8 protein-coding genes are annotated in these 17472 nt (G+C 66.8%); 6 read left to right on the plus strand and 2 right to left on the minus strand.

Translation table 11 applies throughout. The annotated features are described in order from the left end of the window. Positions 1-377: 377 nt before the first annotated feature. Positions 378-1805 (plus strand): DHA2 family efflux MFS transporter permease subunit, encoded by a 1428-nt coding sequence (locus AC1POX_RS13195; RefSeq protein WP_008571358.1) that lies wholly within the window; start codon positions 378-380, stop codon positions 1803-1805. Between the two features lie 229 nt (positions 1806-2034). Here the strand turns inward: AC1POX_RS13195 and AC1POX_RS13200 are convergent, their stop codons facing one another. Further along, complete coding sequence (locus AC1POX_RS13200; protein WP_372356249.1) at positions 2035-7044, minus strand: NAD-glutamate dehydrogenase; 5010 nt, start codon at positions 7042-7044, stop codon at positions 2035-2037. 278 nt (positions 7045-7322) lie between these two features. Between AC1POX_RS13200 and AC1POX_RS13205 the strand changes: the two genes are divergently transcribed. Genes AC1POX_RS13205 through AC1POX_RS13215 form a run of 3 tightly spaced genes read left to right on the plus strand, consistent with a single transcriptional unit; the run spans position 7323 to position 12487 of the window. Further along, entirely contained in the window at positions 7323-7982 is a 660-nt protein-coding gene (locus AC1POX_RS13205) for a TetR/AcrR family transcriptional regulator (protein WP_008571360.1), read from the plus strand. A 14-nt stretch (positions 7983-7996) separates the two neighbouring features. Next, a complete protein-coding gene (locus AC1POX_RS13210; protein ID WP_122273020.1) occupies positions 7997-9304 on the plus strand; it encodes an efflux RND transporter periplasmic adaptor subunit in 1308 nt (435 codons plus the stop codon). A 12-nt stretch (positions 9305-9316) separates the two neighbouring features. Continuing rightward, positions 9317-12487, plus strand: coding sequence for a multidrug efflux RND transporter permease subunit (locus AC1POX_RS13215; RefSeq protein WP_057681945.1), 3171 nt, complete (start codon positions 9317-9319; stop codon positions 12485-12487). A 344-nt stretch (positions 12488-12831) separates the two neighbouring features. Here the strand turns inward: AC1POX_RS13215 and AC1POX_RS13220 are convergent, their stop codons facing one another. After that, a complete protein-coding gene (locus AC1POX_RS13220; protein ID WP_481108583.1) occupies positions 12832-13830 on the minus strand; it encodes a LacI family DNA-binding transcriptional regulator in 999 nt (332 codons plus the stop codon). A gap of 161 nt (positions 13831-13991) precedes the next feature. Here AC1POX_RS13220 and ptsP point away from each other — a divergent pair, with 161 nt between their 5' ends. Together ptsP and pfkB are read left to right on the plus strand one after the other, a co-directional pair. Next, entirely contained in the window at positions 13992-16508 is a 2517-nt protein-coding gene (gene ptsP, locus AC1POX_RS13225; protein WP_029819649.1) for a phosphoenolpyruvate--protein phosphotransferase, read from the plus strand. After that, positions 16505-17461, plus strand: coding sequence for a 1-phosphofructokinase (gene pfkB / locus AC1POX_RS13230; RefSeq protein ID WP_014090420.1), 957 nt, complete (start codon positions 16505-16507; stop codon positions 17459-17461). The genes ptsP and pfkB overlap by 4 nt, the downstream gene beginning before the upstream one ends. The last annotated feature ends 11 nt before the right edge of the window (positions 17462-17472 follow it).

Genomic DNA, 17472 nt, shown 5'->3' on the forward strand with positions numbered 1-17472 from the left:
TTCCCAGCCGCGATCACTGTCCGCGTGCCGCATCTTGATTCTTCTCCCTCTGGGAGAGGGTGGCGCGTCGCGCCGGATGGGGTGCGGGCAGCTCGGGGACAACCGCCCCACGATGCATCACTTCGCGCATCCCACATCGCCATCGCGCGCTCACCTCACCGCCAGCCGCGTTAGCCGCCACCTTTTGCATCACGCCAACACCCACCACCAAAACGCCGCGTCTGCATCCACAAGCACGCACTGTTACCCACGTGCGCTTGAACCCCGCCCCACCCCAGCAGACAATACCTATGTTGCGCCGCACAACACCGTGCGACGCGGGCCGTTCCTGCTGTCGTCTGCGGCGCAGGCGGCGCGGCCCCGCAACCGAGAGTCCGATGTCCTCCAGCGTGTCCGAGGCAGGCGCTACGCCGCCGCGTTATCCCGATTACCGCATCATCTCGCTGATCCTGGCGTGCGCCATTTTCATGGAGCAGATGGATGCCACTGTGTTGGCCACCGCGCTGCCGACCCTGGCGCGCGATTTCGGCGTAGCGGCACCAGCCATGAGCATCGCGATGACCAGCTACCTGCTGGCGCTGGCGGTGCTGATCCCGGCAAGTGGCGCCATCGCCGACCGCTTCGGCCTGCGCCGCGTGTTCGGCGCCTCCATCTGGGTATTCGTCGGTGGCTCGATCCTGTGTTCGCTGGCCGACAGCTTGCCCACCATGGTCGCCGCACGTGTGTTGCAAGGTGCGGGCGGCGCCATGATGGCCCCGCTGGGCCGGCTGATCCTGCTGCGCACGGTGGAACGACGCCACCTGGTGTCGGCCATGGCCTGGACACTGGTGCCGGCCTTCATCGGCCCGATGCTCGGCCCCCCGCTGGGCGGTTTTTTCGTCTCGTACCTGGACTGGCGCTGGATCTTCTACATCAACGTGCCGATCGGTATTGCCGGTTTCCTGCTGGTGCGGCGTTTCATTCCGGAGATTCCCACCGAATCGACGCCGGCGCGTTTCGATCTGCGCGGCTTCGTGCTGTGCGGTACCGCACTGGGCTGCCTGCTGTTCGGCCTGGAAATGGTCAGCCAGCAAAACGGCATCGGCGAAGCCAGCTGGCTGCTGGCGATCGGCGGCAGCGCTGGGTTGGGCTATCTCTGGCACGCACGTCACCACCCCGCTCCGCTGCTGGACCTGAGCTTGTTGCGCATCGCCTCGTTCCGGTTGTCGGTGATCGGCGGCGCGCTAATGCGCATCACCCAGGGTGCGCAGCCGTTTCTGTTGCCCTTGCTGTTTCAGATCGGCTTCGGCATGAGCGCCGCGCACAGCGGCCGGTTGATCCTGGCCACCGCGCTCGGCGCACTGCTGATGCGCAGCATCACCCCGCAATTGCTGCGTCGCTTTGGCTATCGCAACAGTCTGATCGGCAACGGCGTCCTCGCCAGCCTGGGCTATATGGTGTGCGCGTTCTTCCGCCCCGATTGGCCGCCGGCATTGATGTTCGGCCTGCTGCTGTGCTGCGGCGCCTTCATGTCGTTTCAATTTGCCGCCTACAACACCATCGCCTACGAGAACGTGCCGGCCGCGCGCATGAGCCGCGCCAGCAGCCTGTATACGACCTTGCAGCAACTCATGCTCTCGGTCGGCGTGTGTGCCGGCGCGATGATCCTCAACCTGGCGATGCTGGCCGGCGGCCACGCAACGCCGCATCAGAGCGATTTCTCGCTGGCCTTTTGCATCGTCAGCCTGATTTCGCTCAGCGCCACCTGGTGGCACGTACGCTTCGACAAGCACGCCGGGCAGGAAATGAGCGGGCATCGGGCGTAAGCCAGGCCCGCCTGCAGGGCGGCGTGTGTTGGCCCTGTGCTTGAGCCGCACGACATAGCGCCTGGACATCCAGCGGGGGCCGCACTCAGGGCACGTGGGCGTACGCCGTGCACCGTGCCCTGCACGCAAGAGGCCGCCCGGAGGCGGCCTCTGCATCGACTCAATCACGGCGCTGTCGCGACCACCACGATAGCGAAGCGCTCGCTCCGCCACCGCGGCATTAGGCCACTTACACCCCGTGCGCAGCCAATTGGCCCAACCGCTGCACTGCCACCGACACGGTCGGATAGTCCAGGGTCTTCTGCTCGGCGACGTCGGCGAGCATCGCCAGGGTGAAGCGCAGGCTGGAATCGTCGCGCGCCATCCAGTTGGCGACCTTGTCCTCGGCACTGCTGCCGGACATGGTCAGCACCTGGCCCACCAGCGCACGCTGATGCGCGGCTAGCTCGTCGCGCAACACGCCACGTGCCACGGCATGCCAGCGGCCGTTGACCTCCAGCGCGTCGATCTGTTCGAACAGCCACGGCAGCCGCAGCGCTTCGCCCAGGCGGAAATGCACCTTGGAAACGTCCACCGGCTTGAGCTTGCGGGTGCGTGCGGTTTCGATGATGTCGAAGGCCGGTTCCAGATAACGCAGCTCGGACAACTGCTGCGCCAGTGCCGGGGTCAGGCCCTTGTCCTGCCACTCCTGCACGCTGGCTTCGTACTGCGGGCGCTGTGCGTCCGACAGCACGCCCGACGCCACGCGGATGTCGTTGAACGGGCCGTGGTAACGCTCCACCGCGGCGGTGATGCCGGGCATCTGGCCGGGGCGCAGCAGCAACCAGCGCACGAACGAGCGTTGCAGGCGCCAGATCACTTCCAGCGCGTCGATCTGCACCGACTCGGGCACCTTGCCGTCCAGCGCATCGATCTGCGTCCACAGCGCGCGCGCATCCAGCGTTTCGCGGCTGATGGTATAGGCCTTGGCAACCTCGCCGATGCTGCGACCGGTGTCTTCCTGCATGCGCATCAGGAAGGTGGCGCCCATGCGATTGATGGTGGTGTTGGTGACCGCGGTGGCGATGATCTCGCGCTTGAGGCGGTGACGCTCCATCGCATCGGCGTACTTCTTCTGCAGCGGCTGCGGGAAGTAGCGCTGCAATTCCTTGGACAGGTACGGGTCTTCGGGAATGTCCGATTCCAGCAGCTGCTGGAACGCCACCAGCTTGGAGTACGACAACAACACCGACAGCTCCGGCCGGGTCAGGCCCTGGCCGCGCGCCTTGCGTGCCGACAGCTCGGCATCGGAGGGCAGGAACTCGATCTGCCGATCCAGCAGGCCCTGCAGTTCCAGCGTGCGGATGAAATGCTGCTTGGAGCCGAGCCGCTTGACGCTCATGCGCTCCATCAGGCTGATGGCCTGGTTCTGGCGGTAGTTGTCCCACAGCACCAGATCGGCCACTTCATCGGTCATCGACGCCAGCAGCTTGTTGCGCGCGTCATAGGTCAGCTTCTTGGCCTGCACCATGTCGTTGAGCAGGATCTTGATGTTGACCTCGTGATCGGAGGTGTCCACGCCGGCCGAGTTGTCGATGAAGTCGGTGTTGAGCAGCACGCCGGTCTGCGCCGCTTCGATACGCCCCAGCTGGGTCAGGCCCAGGTTGCCGCCCTCGCCCACCACCTTGCAGCGCAACTCGCCACCGTTGACGCGCAGGCCGTTGTTGGCGCGGTCGCCCACATCGGCGTGCGATTCGCTGGCCGCCTTGACGTAGGTGCCGATACCGCCGTTCCAGAACAGGTCCACCGGCGCCTTGAGGATGGCGTTCATCAGCTCGTTGGGCGAGAGCTGCTTGACGTTGGCGTCCAGGCCCAGCGCTTCGCGCACCGGTGCACTGATGTCGATGGATTTGAGCGTGCGCGGATAGATGCCGCCACCGGCGCTGATCAGCTTGGCGTCGTAATCGGCCCAGCTGGAACGCGGCAACTTGAACAGGCGATCGCGCTCGGCGAAGGACACCGCTGCATCCGGGTTCGGGTCCAGGAAGATGTGGCGGTGATCGAACGCGGCCAGCAGGCGGATATGTCTTGAAAGCAGCATGCCGTTGCCGAACACGTCGCCGGACATGTCGCCGATACCGACCACGCTGAAGTCCTGGCTCTGGCAGTCGCGGCCCATGGCGCGGAAGTGGCGCTTGACCGATTCCCACGCGCCGCGTGCGGTGATGCCCATGCCCTTGTGGTCGTAGCCAACCGAGCCACCGGAGGCGAAGGCGTCGCCCAGCCAGAAACCGTGGTCTAGCGCCAGACCATTGGCGATGTCGGAGAACGTGGCGGTGCCCTTGTCGGCCGCGACCACCAGGTACGGGTCGTCCTGATCGTGACGCACCACCTGCGGCGGCGGCACGATCTTGCCGCCGACGATGTTGTCGGTGATATCGAGCAGGCCCTGGATGAAGAGCTTGTAGCAGGCGATGCCTTCTGCCTGGATGGCATCGCGATCACCGCCGACCGGCGAGCGCTTGACGTAGAAACCGCCCTTGGCGCCGACCGGCACGATGACAGTGTTCTTGACCATCTGCGCCTTGACCAGGCCCAGCACTTCGGTGCGGAAATCCTCGCGGCGGTCAGACCAGCGCAGGCCGCCACGCGCCACTGCGCCGAAGCGCAGATGCACGCCTTCCACGCGCGGGCCGTAGACGAAAATTTCGCGATACGGACGCGGCTTGGGCAGGTCCGGCACGCGCGCCGAATCCAGCTTGAAGCTGATGCAGTGGGGGTGCTTGCCGTTCTTGTCGGTCTGGTAGTAATTGGTGCGCAAGGTCGCATCGATCACATCGATGAAGCTGCGAAGGATGCGGTCCTCGTCCAGGCTGGAGACGCGGTCCATCAGCTTGAGCAAGGTGGCGCGGGTAGCGTCCTGCTGCGCGTTGCGATCGCCGCCACGTGCTTCCAGCACGGCGTCCAGCGCCTTGAGCGTGGCCTCGTCGCCGCCTGCCAACGCAGACAGTTCTTCGCGCAGGCGCTCCTGGCCGGCGAAGATCTGCGCCTTGGTCTCGCTGCCGGTGGACGGGTCGAAGCGTGCTTCGAACAATTCCACCAGCAGGCGCGCCAGCAACGGATAACGGGTGAAGGTGGCTTCGACGTAGGCCTGCGAGAACGGCACCGCCGTCTGCAGCAGGTACTTGCAGTAGCCGCGCAGCAATGCCACCTGGCGCCAATGCAGGCCGGCCGCCAGGATCAGGCGATTGAAGCCGTCGTTTTCGGCATCGCCGTTCCAGATGCGCTCGAACGCTTCGCCAAAGCTGGCATCGGCGTGTGCGGCATTGATCTTGCCGGACGTCGATTCGACCTCGAAATCCTGGATGTAGACCGGGGTGTCGCCGACCTGCAGCCGATACGGCCGCTCGGAAATCACCCGCAGGCCCATGTTTTCCATCATCGGCATCGCATCGGACAGCGGAATATCGTCGAGCTGGCGGTACAGCTTCAGGCGCAGGCCTTCGCCCGCGTCCAGACGCATGCCGTCGTCGCGACGGATTTCCTGCAGGCTCAGGTGCAGATCGTCCGGGCCGTCCAGCGAGGCGAGATGCTCGACGTCGGAGACCGCCGATTCGATCGACGAATCTTCGATATAGCCCGCCGGCAAGGCGCGACCGAAGTTGGCCGCCATGCGCAGGCCAGTGGCCTCGCCATGTCGCGCAACCAATGCTTCGCGCAGGGCATCGCGCCAGTTGCGCAGCAGGTGCGCCAGCCGCGACTCGAGTTCGGTCGTGTCGAACTCCAGCGCCTCGCCGCTCTTGGGGCGCACGATCAGATGCAGCTGTGCCAGCGGCGATTCGCCCAGTACCACGCTGGAGTCGATGTATTCGCCGTGCAGCGCATCCTTCAACAAGGCTTCGATGCGCAAGCGCACATCGGTGTTGAAGCGTTCGCGCGGGATGTACACCAGCGCCGAGATGAAACGCCCGTACTTGTCGCGGCGCAGGAACAGGCGGCTACGCACACGCTCTTGCAGCCCGAGAATACCCATCGCGGTGCGGTACAGCTCTTCTTCGTTGGACTGGAACAGCTCCTCGCGCGGCAGCGTTTCCAGGATGTGGCGCAAGGCCTTGCCGCTATGGCTGCTCGGGGTCAGCCCCGATTTGCTCATCACGTATTCGTGGCGCTGACGCACCAGCGGAATTTCCCAGGGGCGGCGGTTGTAGGCGCTGGACGTGAACAGGCCCAGGAAGCGCTGCTCGCCGACGATGCGGCCCTTGGCGTCGAATTCCAGGATGCCGATGTAATCCATGTAACCGACCCGATGCACGCGCGAGCGTGCATTGGTCTTGGTCAGGATCAACGCATCCTTGAGCTTGGACGAGGCATTCAGGCCATGCGCGGCCAGCGTGGTCACCGGACGCGCCGGCGAGGTGTCGCGACCGCGCAGCAGGCCCAGGCCGGTCTCTTCCAGCGGTGCCAGCACATCCTGGCCACCCTGCTTCTCCACCCGATACTCGCGGTAGCCGAAGAAGGTGAAGTGGTCGGCCGCGGCCCAGCGCAGGAACTCCTGCGCCTCGTGCCGGTTGATGTCGTCGATCGGCAGGCGGCGGGTCGCCAGATCGTCGGCCAGCATGACCATGCGCTCGCGCATCGCCGACCAGTCCTGCACGATGGCGCGCACCTCGGCCAGCACCTTGCGCACGGCCGCTTCCAGCTTGGGCATTTCTTCCGGCGGCTGGCGGTCGATCTCCAGCACCATCAGCGATTCGCCCTTGCCCTCGCCCACTGCGGTGAGCTTGCCGGACTTGTCGCGCGCGATGCGCAGTACCGGGTGGCCCAGCACGTGCACGCCGATGCCCAGGTCGGCCAGGGTCATGCTGACCGAATCCACCAGGAACGGCATATCGTCGTTGACGATCTGCAGCAGGGTATGCGGCGACTCGTAGCCGTGGCTCTTCAAGGTCGGGTTGAACACCCGCACGTTGACCGTGCCGGCCTTGCGCGCGCGCGCGAACTCCAGCATGTCCGATGCCAGCGCCGCCCACTGCTCCGGCGGATGGTTCGGGAATTCGTCTTCCTCCATGCGCCGGTAGAAGTCGGCGGCGAACGCCTGGACTTCGGCCTGACGGGCGGCCGGGTAGCGCTTGCGCAACGCGGCAAACACCGGCTCGAGGGTAACCGCCTGCGGTTCGGTGGCAAGCACGGGGACGGCACGTTCGGCGACCGGTTTGACCGACGTCGTGGACGATTTCGAAGCGGCTTTCTTGGCTGTCATGAGTAGAGCTGGAATGCTCGGTGGAAAACCTGAATTGTACCGGTGCGCGGTGACGACGCCTTGCTGCATAGCGCAAATGTGCGGCCCACGATCGCCCCCGGCGGCATGCAAAAGCACGACATCCATGTAGCGACGAGAACGCAGCGGCGGGAAGGCGGGGCTGGACCGCCACAACCGGCAAAGTCCGGCCAAAGGCTTGGCACAGAAGGCGTTGTGCAGACAACGCTGCGGCCGTCAAGCCTGTTTAAAAACTAAACTGGACGGTATAGTCTACCGCCATGATCCCTCGTTCCCACCGTGCTGCCCGGCGTTCGGACTGCGACCGCCGCATCCATGCGGCAGTGCATGCGCTGCTTGCCGAGCGTGGCATGCGGCTGAGCATGGACGCGGTGGCCGAGCGGGCCGGCTGTTCCAAGCAGACCCTGTACAGCTACTACGGCTGCAAGGAAAACCTGCTGCGCGACGTGCTGCAGGACCACGTGCACCTGGCGGCCGGGCCGCTAGGCACGGTCTCGGGCGATCTCCGCGCAGATCTGCTGGCCTTCGCGCTGGCCCATCTTGACCGTTTGAACAACCCCGATGTGCTACAGACCTGCCGTCTGGTGGAGGCCGAGTCGCACCGGTTTCCCGACCAGTCGCAGCAGATCTTCCACGACGGCGTGGTCGGCATGCAGCAGCGCCTGGCGCATCGCTTCGAACAGGCGATCGACGCCGGCCAACTGCGGCATGACGATCCGCACTTCATGGCCGAACTGCTGCTGAGCATGATCGTCGGGCTGGATTTCGACCGCCAACGGTTTCAAGTCCCCCATCGCGCCGGCCTTCCCGCCAGGCAGCAATGGGCGCAGTTCGCCGTGGACACCTTCCTGCGTGCGTTTGCTCCGGCTCCTGCCGCGCCGACGTCGCCACCACCTTCGCTTCTCACTTCAAGACCCTAACGGAGTTCCCCCTGATGATTGCCCCGCTCCGCACATTCGGCCTGGCCTGTGCCATCACCGTGGCGCTGGCTGCCTGCAGCAAGCCCGAACAACAGCAGGCACCGCCGCCGCCGGAAGTCTCGGTGCTGGAGATGAAGCCGCAGACACTGCCGCTGGAACGCGACCTGGTCGGCCGCCTGTCGGCGTACCGTTCGGCGGACGTGCGCGCGCGCGTGGACGGCGTGGTGCTCAAGCGCCTGTACACCGAAGGCGCCAACGTCAAAGAGGGCCAGCCGCTGTTCCAGATCGACCCCTCGCAGCTGAAGGCCACGCTGCTGCAGGCGCAGGGCCAGCTGGCCGCCGCCGAAGCGACCTATACCAACGCCAAGATCGCCGCGACGCGTGCACGCAGCCTGGCGCCGCAGCAGTACGTCTCGCGCGCCGACATCGACACCGCCGAAGCCAACGAGCGTTCGTCCGGGGCCAACGTGCAGCAGGCGCGCGGCGCGGTCGAAGCTGCGCGCATCCAGCTCGGCTTCGCCACCGTGACCTCGCCGATCACCGGCCGCGCCGGCATTCAGCGCGTGACCGAAGGCGCGCTGGTCGGTGCCGGTGAAGCCACCCTGCTCACCACCGTGGACCAGATCGACCCGCTGTACGTGAACTTCGCCATGAGCAGCGAAGAACTGGCCGCCCTACGTCAGGCGCAGAGCAGCGGCAACGTGCAGCTGAGCGGCGACGGCAAGTCGTCCATCAATGTGGAGCTGGGCAACGGCACGCAGTACCAGCACCCCGGCACGCTGGACGTGTCTGCGGTGACGGTGGACCCGAGCACCGGTGCGGTGTCGCTGCGCGCCACCCTGCCCAACCCTGAACAATCGCTGCTGCCAGGCGCGTTCGTGACCTTCAAGGCCAGCCTGGGCCAGCGCAACAATGCCTACCTGCTGCCGCAGCAGGCGGTGCAGCGCGATGCCACCGGACCCTACGCCCTGGTGCTGGGCAAGGACGGCAAGGTGGTCCGCAAGAACCTGACCGTCGACGGCCAGCAGAAGGGCCAGTGGATCGTCACCGGCGGCATGAGCCCGGGCGATCAGGTCATCGTCGATGGCGTGCAGAAGGCCAAGGAAGGGCAGCCGGCCAAGGGCGTGCCGTGGGATCCGAACAAGCCGGCACAAGGCAGCCAGCCCGGTGCAGCGGGCGCGGCGCCCGGCGCGGCACAGGGCGGCGACGCGAAAGCCGCACCGTCCGCCGACAAGGCCGATGCAGCGGCGCCGGCCGCCCAGCAACAGCCCACGCAGGATGCGGCCGCGCAGCCGGCCGACTCCCAGTCCAAGCAGCAGTGACGGAACCCGGACATGCCTAAGTTTTTTATCGAACACCCGGTCTTTGCGTGGGTGGTGGCGATCCTGATCTCGCTTGCGGGCGTGATCTCGATCCTGAATCTGGGTATCGAGTCGTACCCGACGATCGCCCCGCCGCAGGTCACCGTCACCGCCAACTTCCCCGGCGCCAGCGCCGACACCGCCGAAAAGGCGGTGACCCAGGTCATCGAACAGCAGCTCACCGGCATCGACCACCTGCTGTACTTCAACTCGTCCTCGGCCGCCAACGGCCGCGTGACCATCACCCTGACCTTCGAAACCGGCACCGACGCGGATATCGCGCAGGTGCAGGTGCAGAACAAGGTGTCGCTGGCCACGCCGCGGCTGCCCTCGGAAGTGACCCAGCAAGGTGTGGTGGTGGCCAAGGCCAACGCCGGCTTCCTGATGGTGGCCGCACTACGCTCGGACAATCCCTCGATCGACCGCGACGCGCTCAACGACATCGTCGGTTCGCGCGTGCTCGAGCAGATCTCGCGCGTGCCCGGCGTGGGCAGCACCAACCAGTTCGGCGCCGAGTACGCGATGAACATCTGGTTGAACCCGGAGAAACTGCAGGGCTACAACCTGTCGGCGACCCAGGTGCTGACCGCGGTGCGTAACCAGAACGTGCAGTTCGCTGCCGGTTCGGTGGGCGCCGACCCGACCCCGGAAGGCATCAGCTTCACCGCCACGGTGTCGGCGGAAGGCCGCTTCAGCTCGCCCGAGCAGTTCGAGAACATCATCCTGCGCACCGACAACAACGGCGCCACCGTGCGCCTGAAGGACGTTGCACGCGTGACCGTGGGGCCGAGCAATTACGGCTTCGACACCCAGTACAACGGCAAGCCCACCGGTGCCTTCGGTATCCAGCTGTTGCCGGGCGCCAATGCATTGAACGTGTCCGAGGCGGTCGGCGCCAAGCTCGACGAACTGCAGCCGACCTTCCCGCAAGGCGTGACCTGGTTTGCGCCGTACGAATCGACCACCTTCGTGCGCATCTCCATCGAGGAAGTGATCCACACGCTGGTGGAAGCCATCGTGCTGGTGTTCCTGGTGATGCTGCTGTTCCTGCAGAACTTCCGCGCCACCGTGATTCCCACGCTGGTGATTCCGGTCGCGCTGCTGGGCACGTTCTTCGGCATGTACATGATCGGCTTCACCATCAACCAGCTGACGCTGTTTGCGATGGTGCTGGCGATCGGTATCGTGGTGGACGATGCGATCGTGGTGATCGAGAACGTCGAACGCATCATGAGCGAGGAGCACCTGGAGCCCAAGGCGGCCACCCAGAAGGCGATGACCCAGATCACCGGCGCGGTGGTGGCCATCACCGTGGTGCTGGCAGCGGTGTTCATCCCCTCCTCGCTGCAGCCCGGCGCCTCGGGTGCGATCTACAAGCAGTTCGCGTTGACCATCGCCATGTCGATGGGTTTCTCTGCGTTCCTGGCGTTGAGCTTCACCCCGGCGCTGTGCGGCGCGTTCCTCAAGTCGACCCACTCGACCAAGAAGAACTGGGTCTACCGCACCTTCGACAAGTACTACGACAAGCTGGCGCATCGCTATGTCGGCGTGGTGGGCCATACCCTCAAGCGCTCGCCGCCATGGATGATCGCGTTCGTGGCGCTGGTGGTGCTGTGCGGCTTCCTGTTCACGCGCATGCCGGGCAGCTTCCTGCCGGAAGAAGACCAGGGCTTTGCCGTGGCCATCGTGCAGCTGCCGCCGGGCGCGACCAAGATCCGCACCAACGAGGCGTTCGCGCAAATGCGTGCGGTGCTGGAGAAGCAGCCGGCCGTGGAAGGCATGCTGCAGATCGCCGGCTTCAGCTTCCTGGGCTCGGGCGAAAACGTCGGTATGGGCTTCATCCGGCTCAAGCCATGGGAAGAACGCGACGTCACTGCCGAGCAGTTGATCCAGCAACTCAATGGCGCCTTCTACGGCATCAAGGGCGCGCAGATCTTCGTGGTCAACCTGCCCACCGTGCAGGGCCTGGGGCAGTTCGGCGGCTTCGACATGTGGCTGCAGGACCGTTCCGGTGCCGGCCAGGAAGCGCTGATCAATGCGCGCAACATCGTGCTCGGCAAGGCGGCGGAGAAGCAGGACACCCTGGTCGGCGTGCGTCCGAACGGCCTGGAAAACTCGCCGCAGCTGCAGTTGCACGTGGACCGCGTGCAGGCGCAATCGATGGGCCTGGATGTCAGCGATATCTATAGCTCGATCCAGCTGATGCTGGCGCCGGTGTACGTCAACGACTACTTCGCCGAGGGCCGCATCAAGCGCGTCAACATGCGTGCCGACGATCAGTTCCGCGCCGGCCCCGAGTCGCTGCGCAACTTCTTTACCCCCAGCGCCACGGCCACCGGTGCCGACGGTCAGCCGGCCATGATCCCGCTGAGCAACGTGGTCAAGGCCGAGTGGAACTACGCCTCGCCGGCCCTGAACCGCTACAACGGCTATTCCGCCGTGAACATCGTCGGCAACCCGGCTCCGGGCGGCAGTTCCGGCCAGGCGATGAGCGCGATGGAAGAGATCGTCAACAACGATCTGCCGCCGGGCTTCGGTTTCGACTGGAGCGGCATGTCCTACCAGGAAATCATCGCCGGTAATGCGGCCACGCTGCTGCTGGCGTTGTCGGTGGTGGTGGTGTTTCTGTGCCTGGCCGCGCTTTACGAGAGCTGGTCGATTCCGGTAGCGGTGCTGCTGGTGGTGCCGATCGGCGTGCTGGGCGCGATCACCTTCTCGATGTTGCGCGGGTTGCCGAACGATCTGTACTTCAAGATCGGCATGATCACGGTGATTGGTCTGGCGGCCAAGAACGCGATCCTGATCGTGGAATTTGCAGTGGAGCAGCGTGCGGCGGGCAAGACCCTGCGCGAGGCCACGCTGGAAGCGGCGCACCTGCGCTTCCGCCCGATCCTGATGACCTCGTTCGCCTTCATCCTGGGCGTGTTGCCGCTGGCCATCTCCACCGGTGCCGGCGCCAACTCGCGTCACTCCATCGGTACCGGCGTGATCGGCGGCATGGTGTTCGCCACCGTGCTCGGCGTGATCTTCATCCCGCTGTTCTTCGTGGTGGTGCGCCGCATGCTGGGCGACAAGCTGGACGAGCAGTCCAAGGAATATCTGGCCGTGCAGAACGATGGCGGAACCCACCGCCCGGATCGCTGAGTCAGTCAGTCGTTGCAAACAAAAAGCCCCGGCACTGCCGGGGCTTTTTTTGTGCGGCATCGGTGGAAACCATTGCGAATCCGCCCCTTGTAGGAGCGCACCGGGGCGCGAACGCACTACCGAAAACGCCCGTCGCGCCCAGGTGCGCTCCTACGAGGCGGCGATGTCGGCAGGTTGCAGTGATCGGCGCGAGGGCCTCAACAATCACGGCAAGTGACACCTCCGGTTCGCCGGCGTCGCGCAGGTCCGCAATCCACGGCAGACGGTCCTCTTTGTAGGAGCGCACCGGGGCGCGAACGCATTCCCGTCAGACCCAACGCAACCAACAGACCCTCGCCACCGCTCTACACCACGCCCGGCATACGCGCAGCAGTCGACCCACGCACCACGCAACGTCCAGTCATGACCAAGCGGCGGATCGGCAATTGCCGATTGCTTAACCGTTCCAGCAGCAGCGACATCGCCTCCCGGCCCATGTCTTCCACCGGCTGCTCGACCACAGTGATGCCCGGCTCGACCAGATCGGTCCAGCGCTCGTTGTCGAACCCGGCCAGGGCCAGATCCTGCGGCAGGCGCAGGCCGGCGGTGCGTGCAGCCTTCAGTGCGCCCATCAGCAGCAGGCTGTTACTGGTCACGATGGCCTCGGGCCGCTGGTCGTTGGCCAGCCATGCACCCAACTCGGCAATCGCCGCCTCGGCGGTGGGCGCCACTTCGCGGTAATCCGGCTGCAGCCCCTGCGCGCGCATCGCGGCCAGGTAACCATCGCGGCGCTCGGCCGCCGTGGTGCTGGTGCTGCCGAACAGCCCGCCGATGCGCCGGTAGCCCTGTGTCTGCAGATGCGCCACCAGCTCGGCCATGGCCGCGCCGTTATCCAGCACCACACTGTCGTAGCGGCTGCCGGGGCCGGCGCGGTCCACCAGCACGGTGGGGTAATCCAGCGCCAGCTCGTGCATGCGCCCCACCGTGACCCGGGTCGGCGCAAAAATCAGCCCGGTGATGCGTTCTTCCTGCATCAACTCCAGGTATAGCGCCTCGCGCTCGGGATCTTCATCGGTATTGCACAGCGTCACGCGCATACCGGCCCGGTAGGCGACCTCTTCCACCGCACGGATCAGCGCCGTGAAGTACGGGTTGCGGATGTCGGCCACGATCACCCCCAGGATGCCGGATTGCTGGGATCGCAATCGCCGCGCCATCAGGTTGGGCCGATAGCCGGTCTGGCGCACCGCTGCTTCCACCTTGGCACGCACTTCCTCGCTGACCGGGCCGCTGCCCAGCGCGCGCGACACCGTGGACTTGGACACTCCGGCCACGCGGGCCACGTCATTGATGCTGATACTCACTGGGACCGTTCCCGCTCCATTTTGCGCACCCTGACCCAGGCGCGGTGTCGGTCTTGATGCTAACCCGAAAGCACTACAGCGTTTTTGTGCACCGCACATTGACCTGTATCGTGGGAACGTTCCCACTATACTCCCCAGCCCGACCTCATCCGGAGCCCGCCTTGTCCTCTCCGTCGCCCGCCCCCGTCACCCCCGACCTTGTGCGCCTGCGCGCTTCTGCCCGCGACAAGGACGACGCCATCGCCCAGGCCGCCCAGTTGCTGGTCGCGGCCGGCTGCGTCGCGCCGGGCTACGACGCCAGCATGCGGCGGCGCGAAGGCCTGGCCAATACCTTCCTGGGCCACGGCCTGGCGATCCCGCACGGCGTCGGCGAAGACCGCCACCTGGTGCGCCGCGACGGCATCGCGGTGCTGCAGCTCACCGATGGCGTGGAATGGAACCCCGGCCAGATCACCCGGCTGGTGGTCGGCATCGCCGCGCAGTCCGATACCCACATCACCCTGCTGCGCCGGCTGACCCGGTTGATCCAGGACCCGGCCCAGCTCGAAACGCTGTTCAGCACCGACGACCCCGGCGTGATCGTCGCCGCGCTCACCGGCGACCGCGCGCCCGAGACCAATGCCGCGCCGGCCACCGATCTGGCCGAAACATTCGAATGGACCATCGCCTACCCCAGCGGCCTGCATGCGCGCCCGGCCACCCGCTGGGCCGAAACCGCCCGCGGCTTCTCGGCCCGTGCGCAGGTGCGCGCCGGCGACCAGGCCGCCGATGCCAAGAGCCTGGTGGGCTTGCTGCAGTTGGGCCTGCGTGCCGGCGACAGCATCACCGTCTCGGCCGAAGGCAGCGACGCAGCGGAACTGCTCAAGCGCCTGCGCGCCGTCATGGACAGCCTCACCGCGCAGGAAAAGGCCGATGCCGAGCGTGCCGCGCAACGCCGCGCTGCCCCGGTGGCCGGCTGGACGCCGCCGCAGGCGCAGCCGGCCATCGTCGGCATCGGCGCCAGCCCGGGCGTGGCGATCGGCATCGTGCACCGCCTGCGCGCCGCGCAGACCGAGGTCGCCGATCAACCGGTCGGCCTGGGCGATGGTGGCGCGCAGCTGCACGACGCGCTGACCCGCACCCGCCAGCAGCTGGCGGCAATCCAGGACGACACCCAGCGCCGGCTCGGCGCCTCGGACGCGGCCATCTTCAAGGCCCAGGCCGAACTGCTCAACGACACCGACCTGATCACCCGCACCTGCCAGCTGATGGTCGAAGGTCACGGCGTGGCGTGGTCGTGGCACCAGGCGGTGGAACAGATCGCTTCCGGCCTGGCCGCCCTCGGCAACCCGGTACTGGCCGGCCGCGCGGCCGATCTGCGCGATGTCGGCCGCCGCGTGCTGGCCCAGCTCGACCCGGCCGCCGCCGGCGCCGGACTCACCGACCTACCCAACCAACCGTGCATCCTGCTCGCCAGCGACCTGTCGCCTTCGGACACCGCCAACCTGGACACCGCGCGCGTGCTCGGCCTGGCCACCGCGCAGGGCGGGCCGACCTCGCACACCGCCATCCTGTCGCGCACGCTCGGCCTGCCGGCACTGGTCGCGGCCGGCGGCCAGCTGCTGGAGATCGAAGACGGCGTCACCGCCATCATCGACGGCAGCAGCGGGCGCCTGTACATCGACCCGTCCGAGCAGGATCTGGATGCGGCCCGCACCCATATCGCCGAGCAGCAGGCCATCCGCGAGCGCGAAGCCGCGCAGCGCGCGTTGCCGGCCGAAACCACCGACGGCCACCACATCGACATCGGCGCCAACGTCAACCTGCCCGACCAGGTCGCGATGGCGCTGACCCAGGGCGCCGAAGGCGTTGGCCTGATGCGCACCGAATTCCTGTTCCTGGAAAGCGGCCGCACGCCCAGCGAAGACGAACAACATGCCACCTACCTGGCGATGGCGCAGGCGCTGGATGGCCGCCCGCTGATCGTGCGTGCGCTGGATATCGGCGGCGACAAGCAAGTGGCGCATCTGGAATTGCCGCACGAAGAAAACCCGTTCCTCGGCGTGCGCGGCGCGCGCCTGCTGCTGCGTCGCCCCGACCTGCTGGAGCCGCAACTGCGTGCGCTGTATCGCGCCGCCAAGGACGGGGCGCGGCTGTCGATCATGTTCCCCATGATCACCTCGGTGCCGGAACTGGTGGCGCTGCGCGCCATCTGCGCACGCCTCCGCGCCGACCTCGACGCACCGGAGGTGCCGATCGGCATCATGATCGAAGTGCCGGCGGCCGCCGCGCAGGCCGACGTGCTGGCGCGCCACGCAGACTTCTTCTCGATCGGCACCAACGACCTCACCCAGTACGTGCTGGCGATCGACCGCCAGAACCCGGAGCTGGCCGCCGAAGCCGACAGCCTGCACCCGGCGGTGCTGCGCATGATCCGCAGCACCATTGACGGTGCGCGCAAGCACGATCGCTGGGTCGGCGTCTGCGGCGGCCTGGCCGGCGATGCGTTCGGCGCCAGCCTGCTGGCCGGCCTGGGCGTGCAGGAATTGTCGATGACGCCCAACGACATCCCGGCGGTCAAGGCACGCCTGCGCGGCGCCGCGTTGAGCCAGCTGCAACACCTCGCCGAACAGGCGCTGGCCTGCGAAACCGCCGAACAGGTGCGCGCATTGGAAGCCAAGCGCGAGGACAAGGCATGAGCCTGCAGGCCATCACCGTCACGCTGAACCCGGCGATCGACCAGACCATCCAGCTCGAACACCTGCAGCCGGGCGCCGTGCACCGCGCCAGCAGCGTGCGCAACGATGCCGGCGGCAAGGGCATCAATGTGGCCGCGTGCCTGGCCGACTGGGGCAGCCAGGTTGCCGCGCTGGGCGTGCTCGGGGTCGGCAACGCCGGCGTGTTCGAAGCGCTGTTCCGCGAACGCGGCATCGCCGATCACTGCCAGCGCGTGGCCGGCGAAACCCGCACCAATCTCAAGCTGGTCGACGCGCGCAGCAACGACACCACCGACATCAACCTGCCCGGCCTGCGCTTGGGGCCTGCGCACCTGCAAGGCGTGGCCGACCATCTCGCCCCATTGCTGCGCCCCGGCCTGCCGGTGGTGCTGTCGGGCAGCCTGCCGGCCGGGCTGCCGGACGACAGCTGGGCGCAATTGCAGGCCCAGGCCAGCGCGGCCGGTGCGCGCGTGCTGCTGGACACCAGCGGCATGCCGCTGGTGAGAGCGCTGGAAGCCGCGCGCCAGGCGCTGCCGTACGCGGTCAAGCCCAATCGCGACGAACTCGCAGCCTGGACCGGCCGCCCGTTGAACGATCACGGCGCACTTAGCGCCGCCGCGCACGAACTGATCGCCCGCGGCATCCAGCTGGTGGTCATTTCGATGGGCACCGAAGGCGCCCTGTTCGTGCAACGCGACCAGCGGCTGATCGCCCGCCCGCCACGCCTGGCGCACGGCAGCAGCGTGGGCGCAGGCGATGCGATGGTGGCCGGCCTGGCCGCCGCCTCGCTCGATGCCGCGACCACGCTGGAGCAGTGCGCACGGCTGGCCACGGCGTTTTCGATGTGCCGGCTGGAAAGCGGCGACGCGCGCCGGATTACGCCAGAGGGCGTGCGCCGCGCCGCAACCGAGGTCGTGATCGAAATGCTGTCATGAGCCGCCATTGG

Source organism: Xanthomonas sp. NCPPB 3442, from assembly GCF_056725145.1.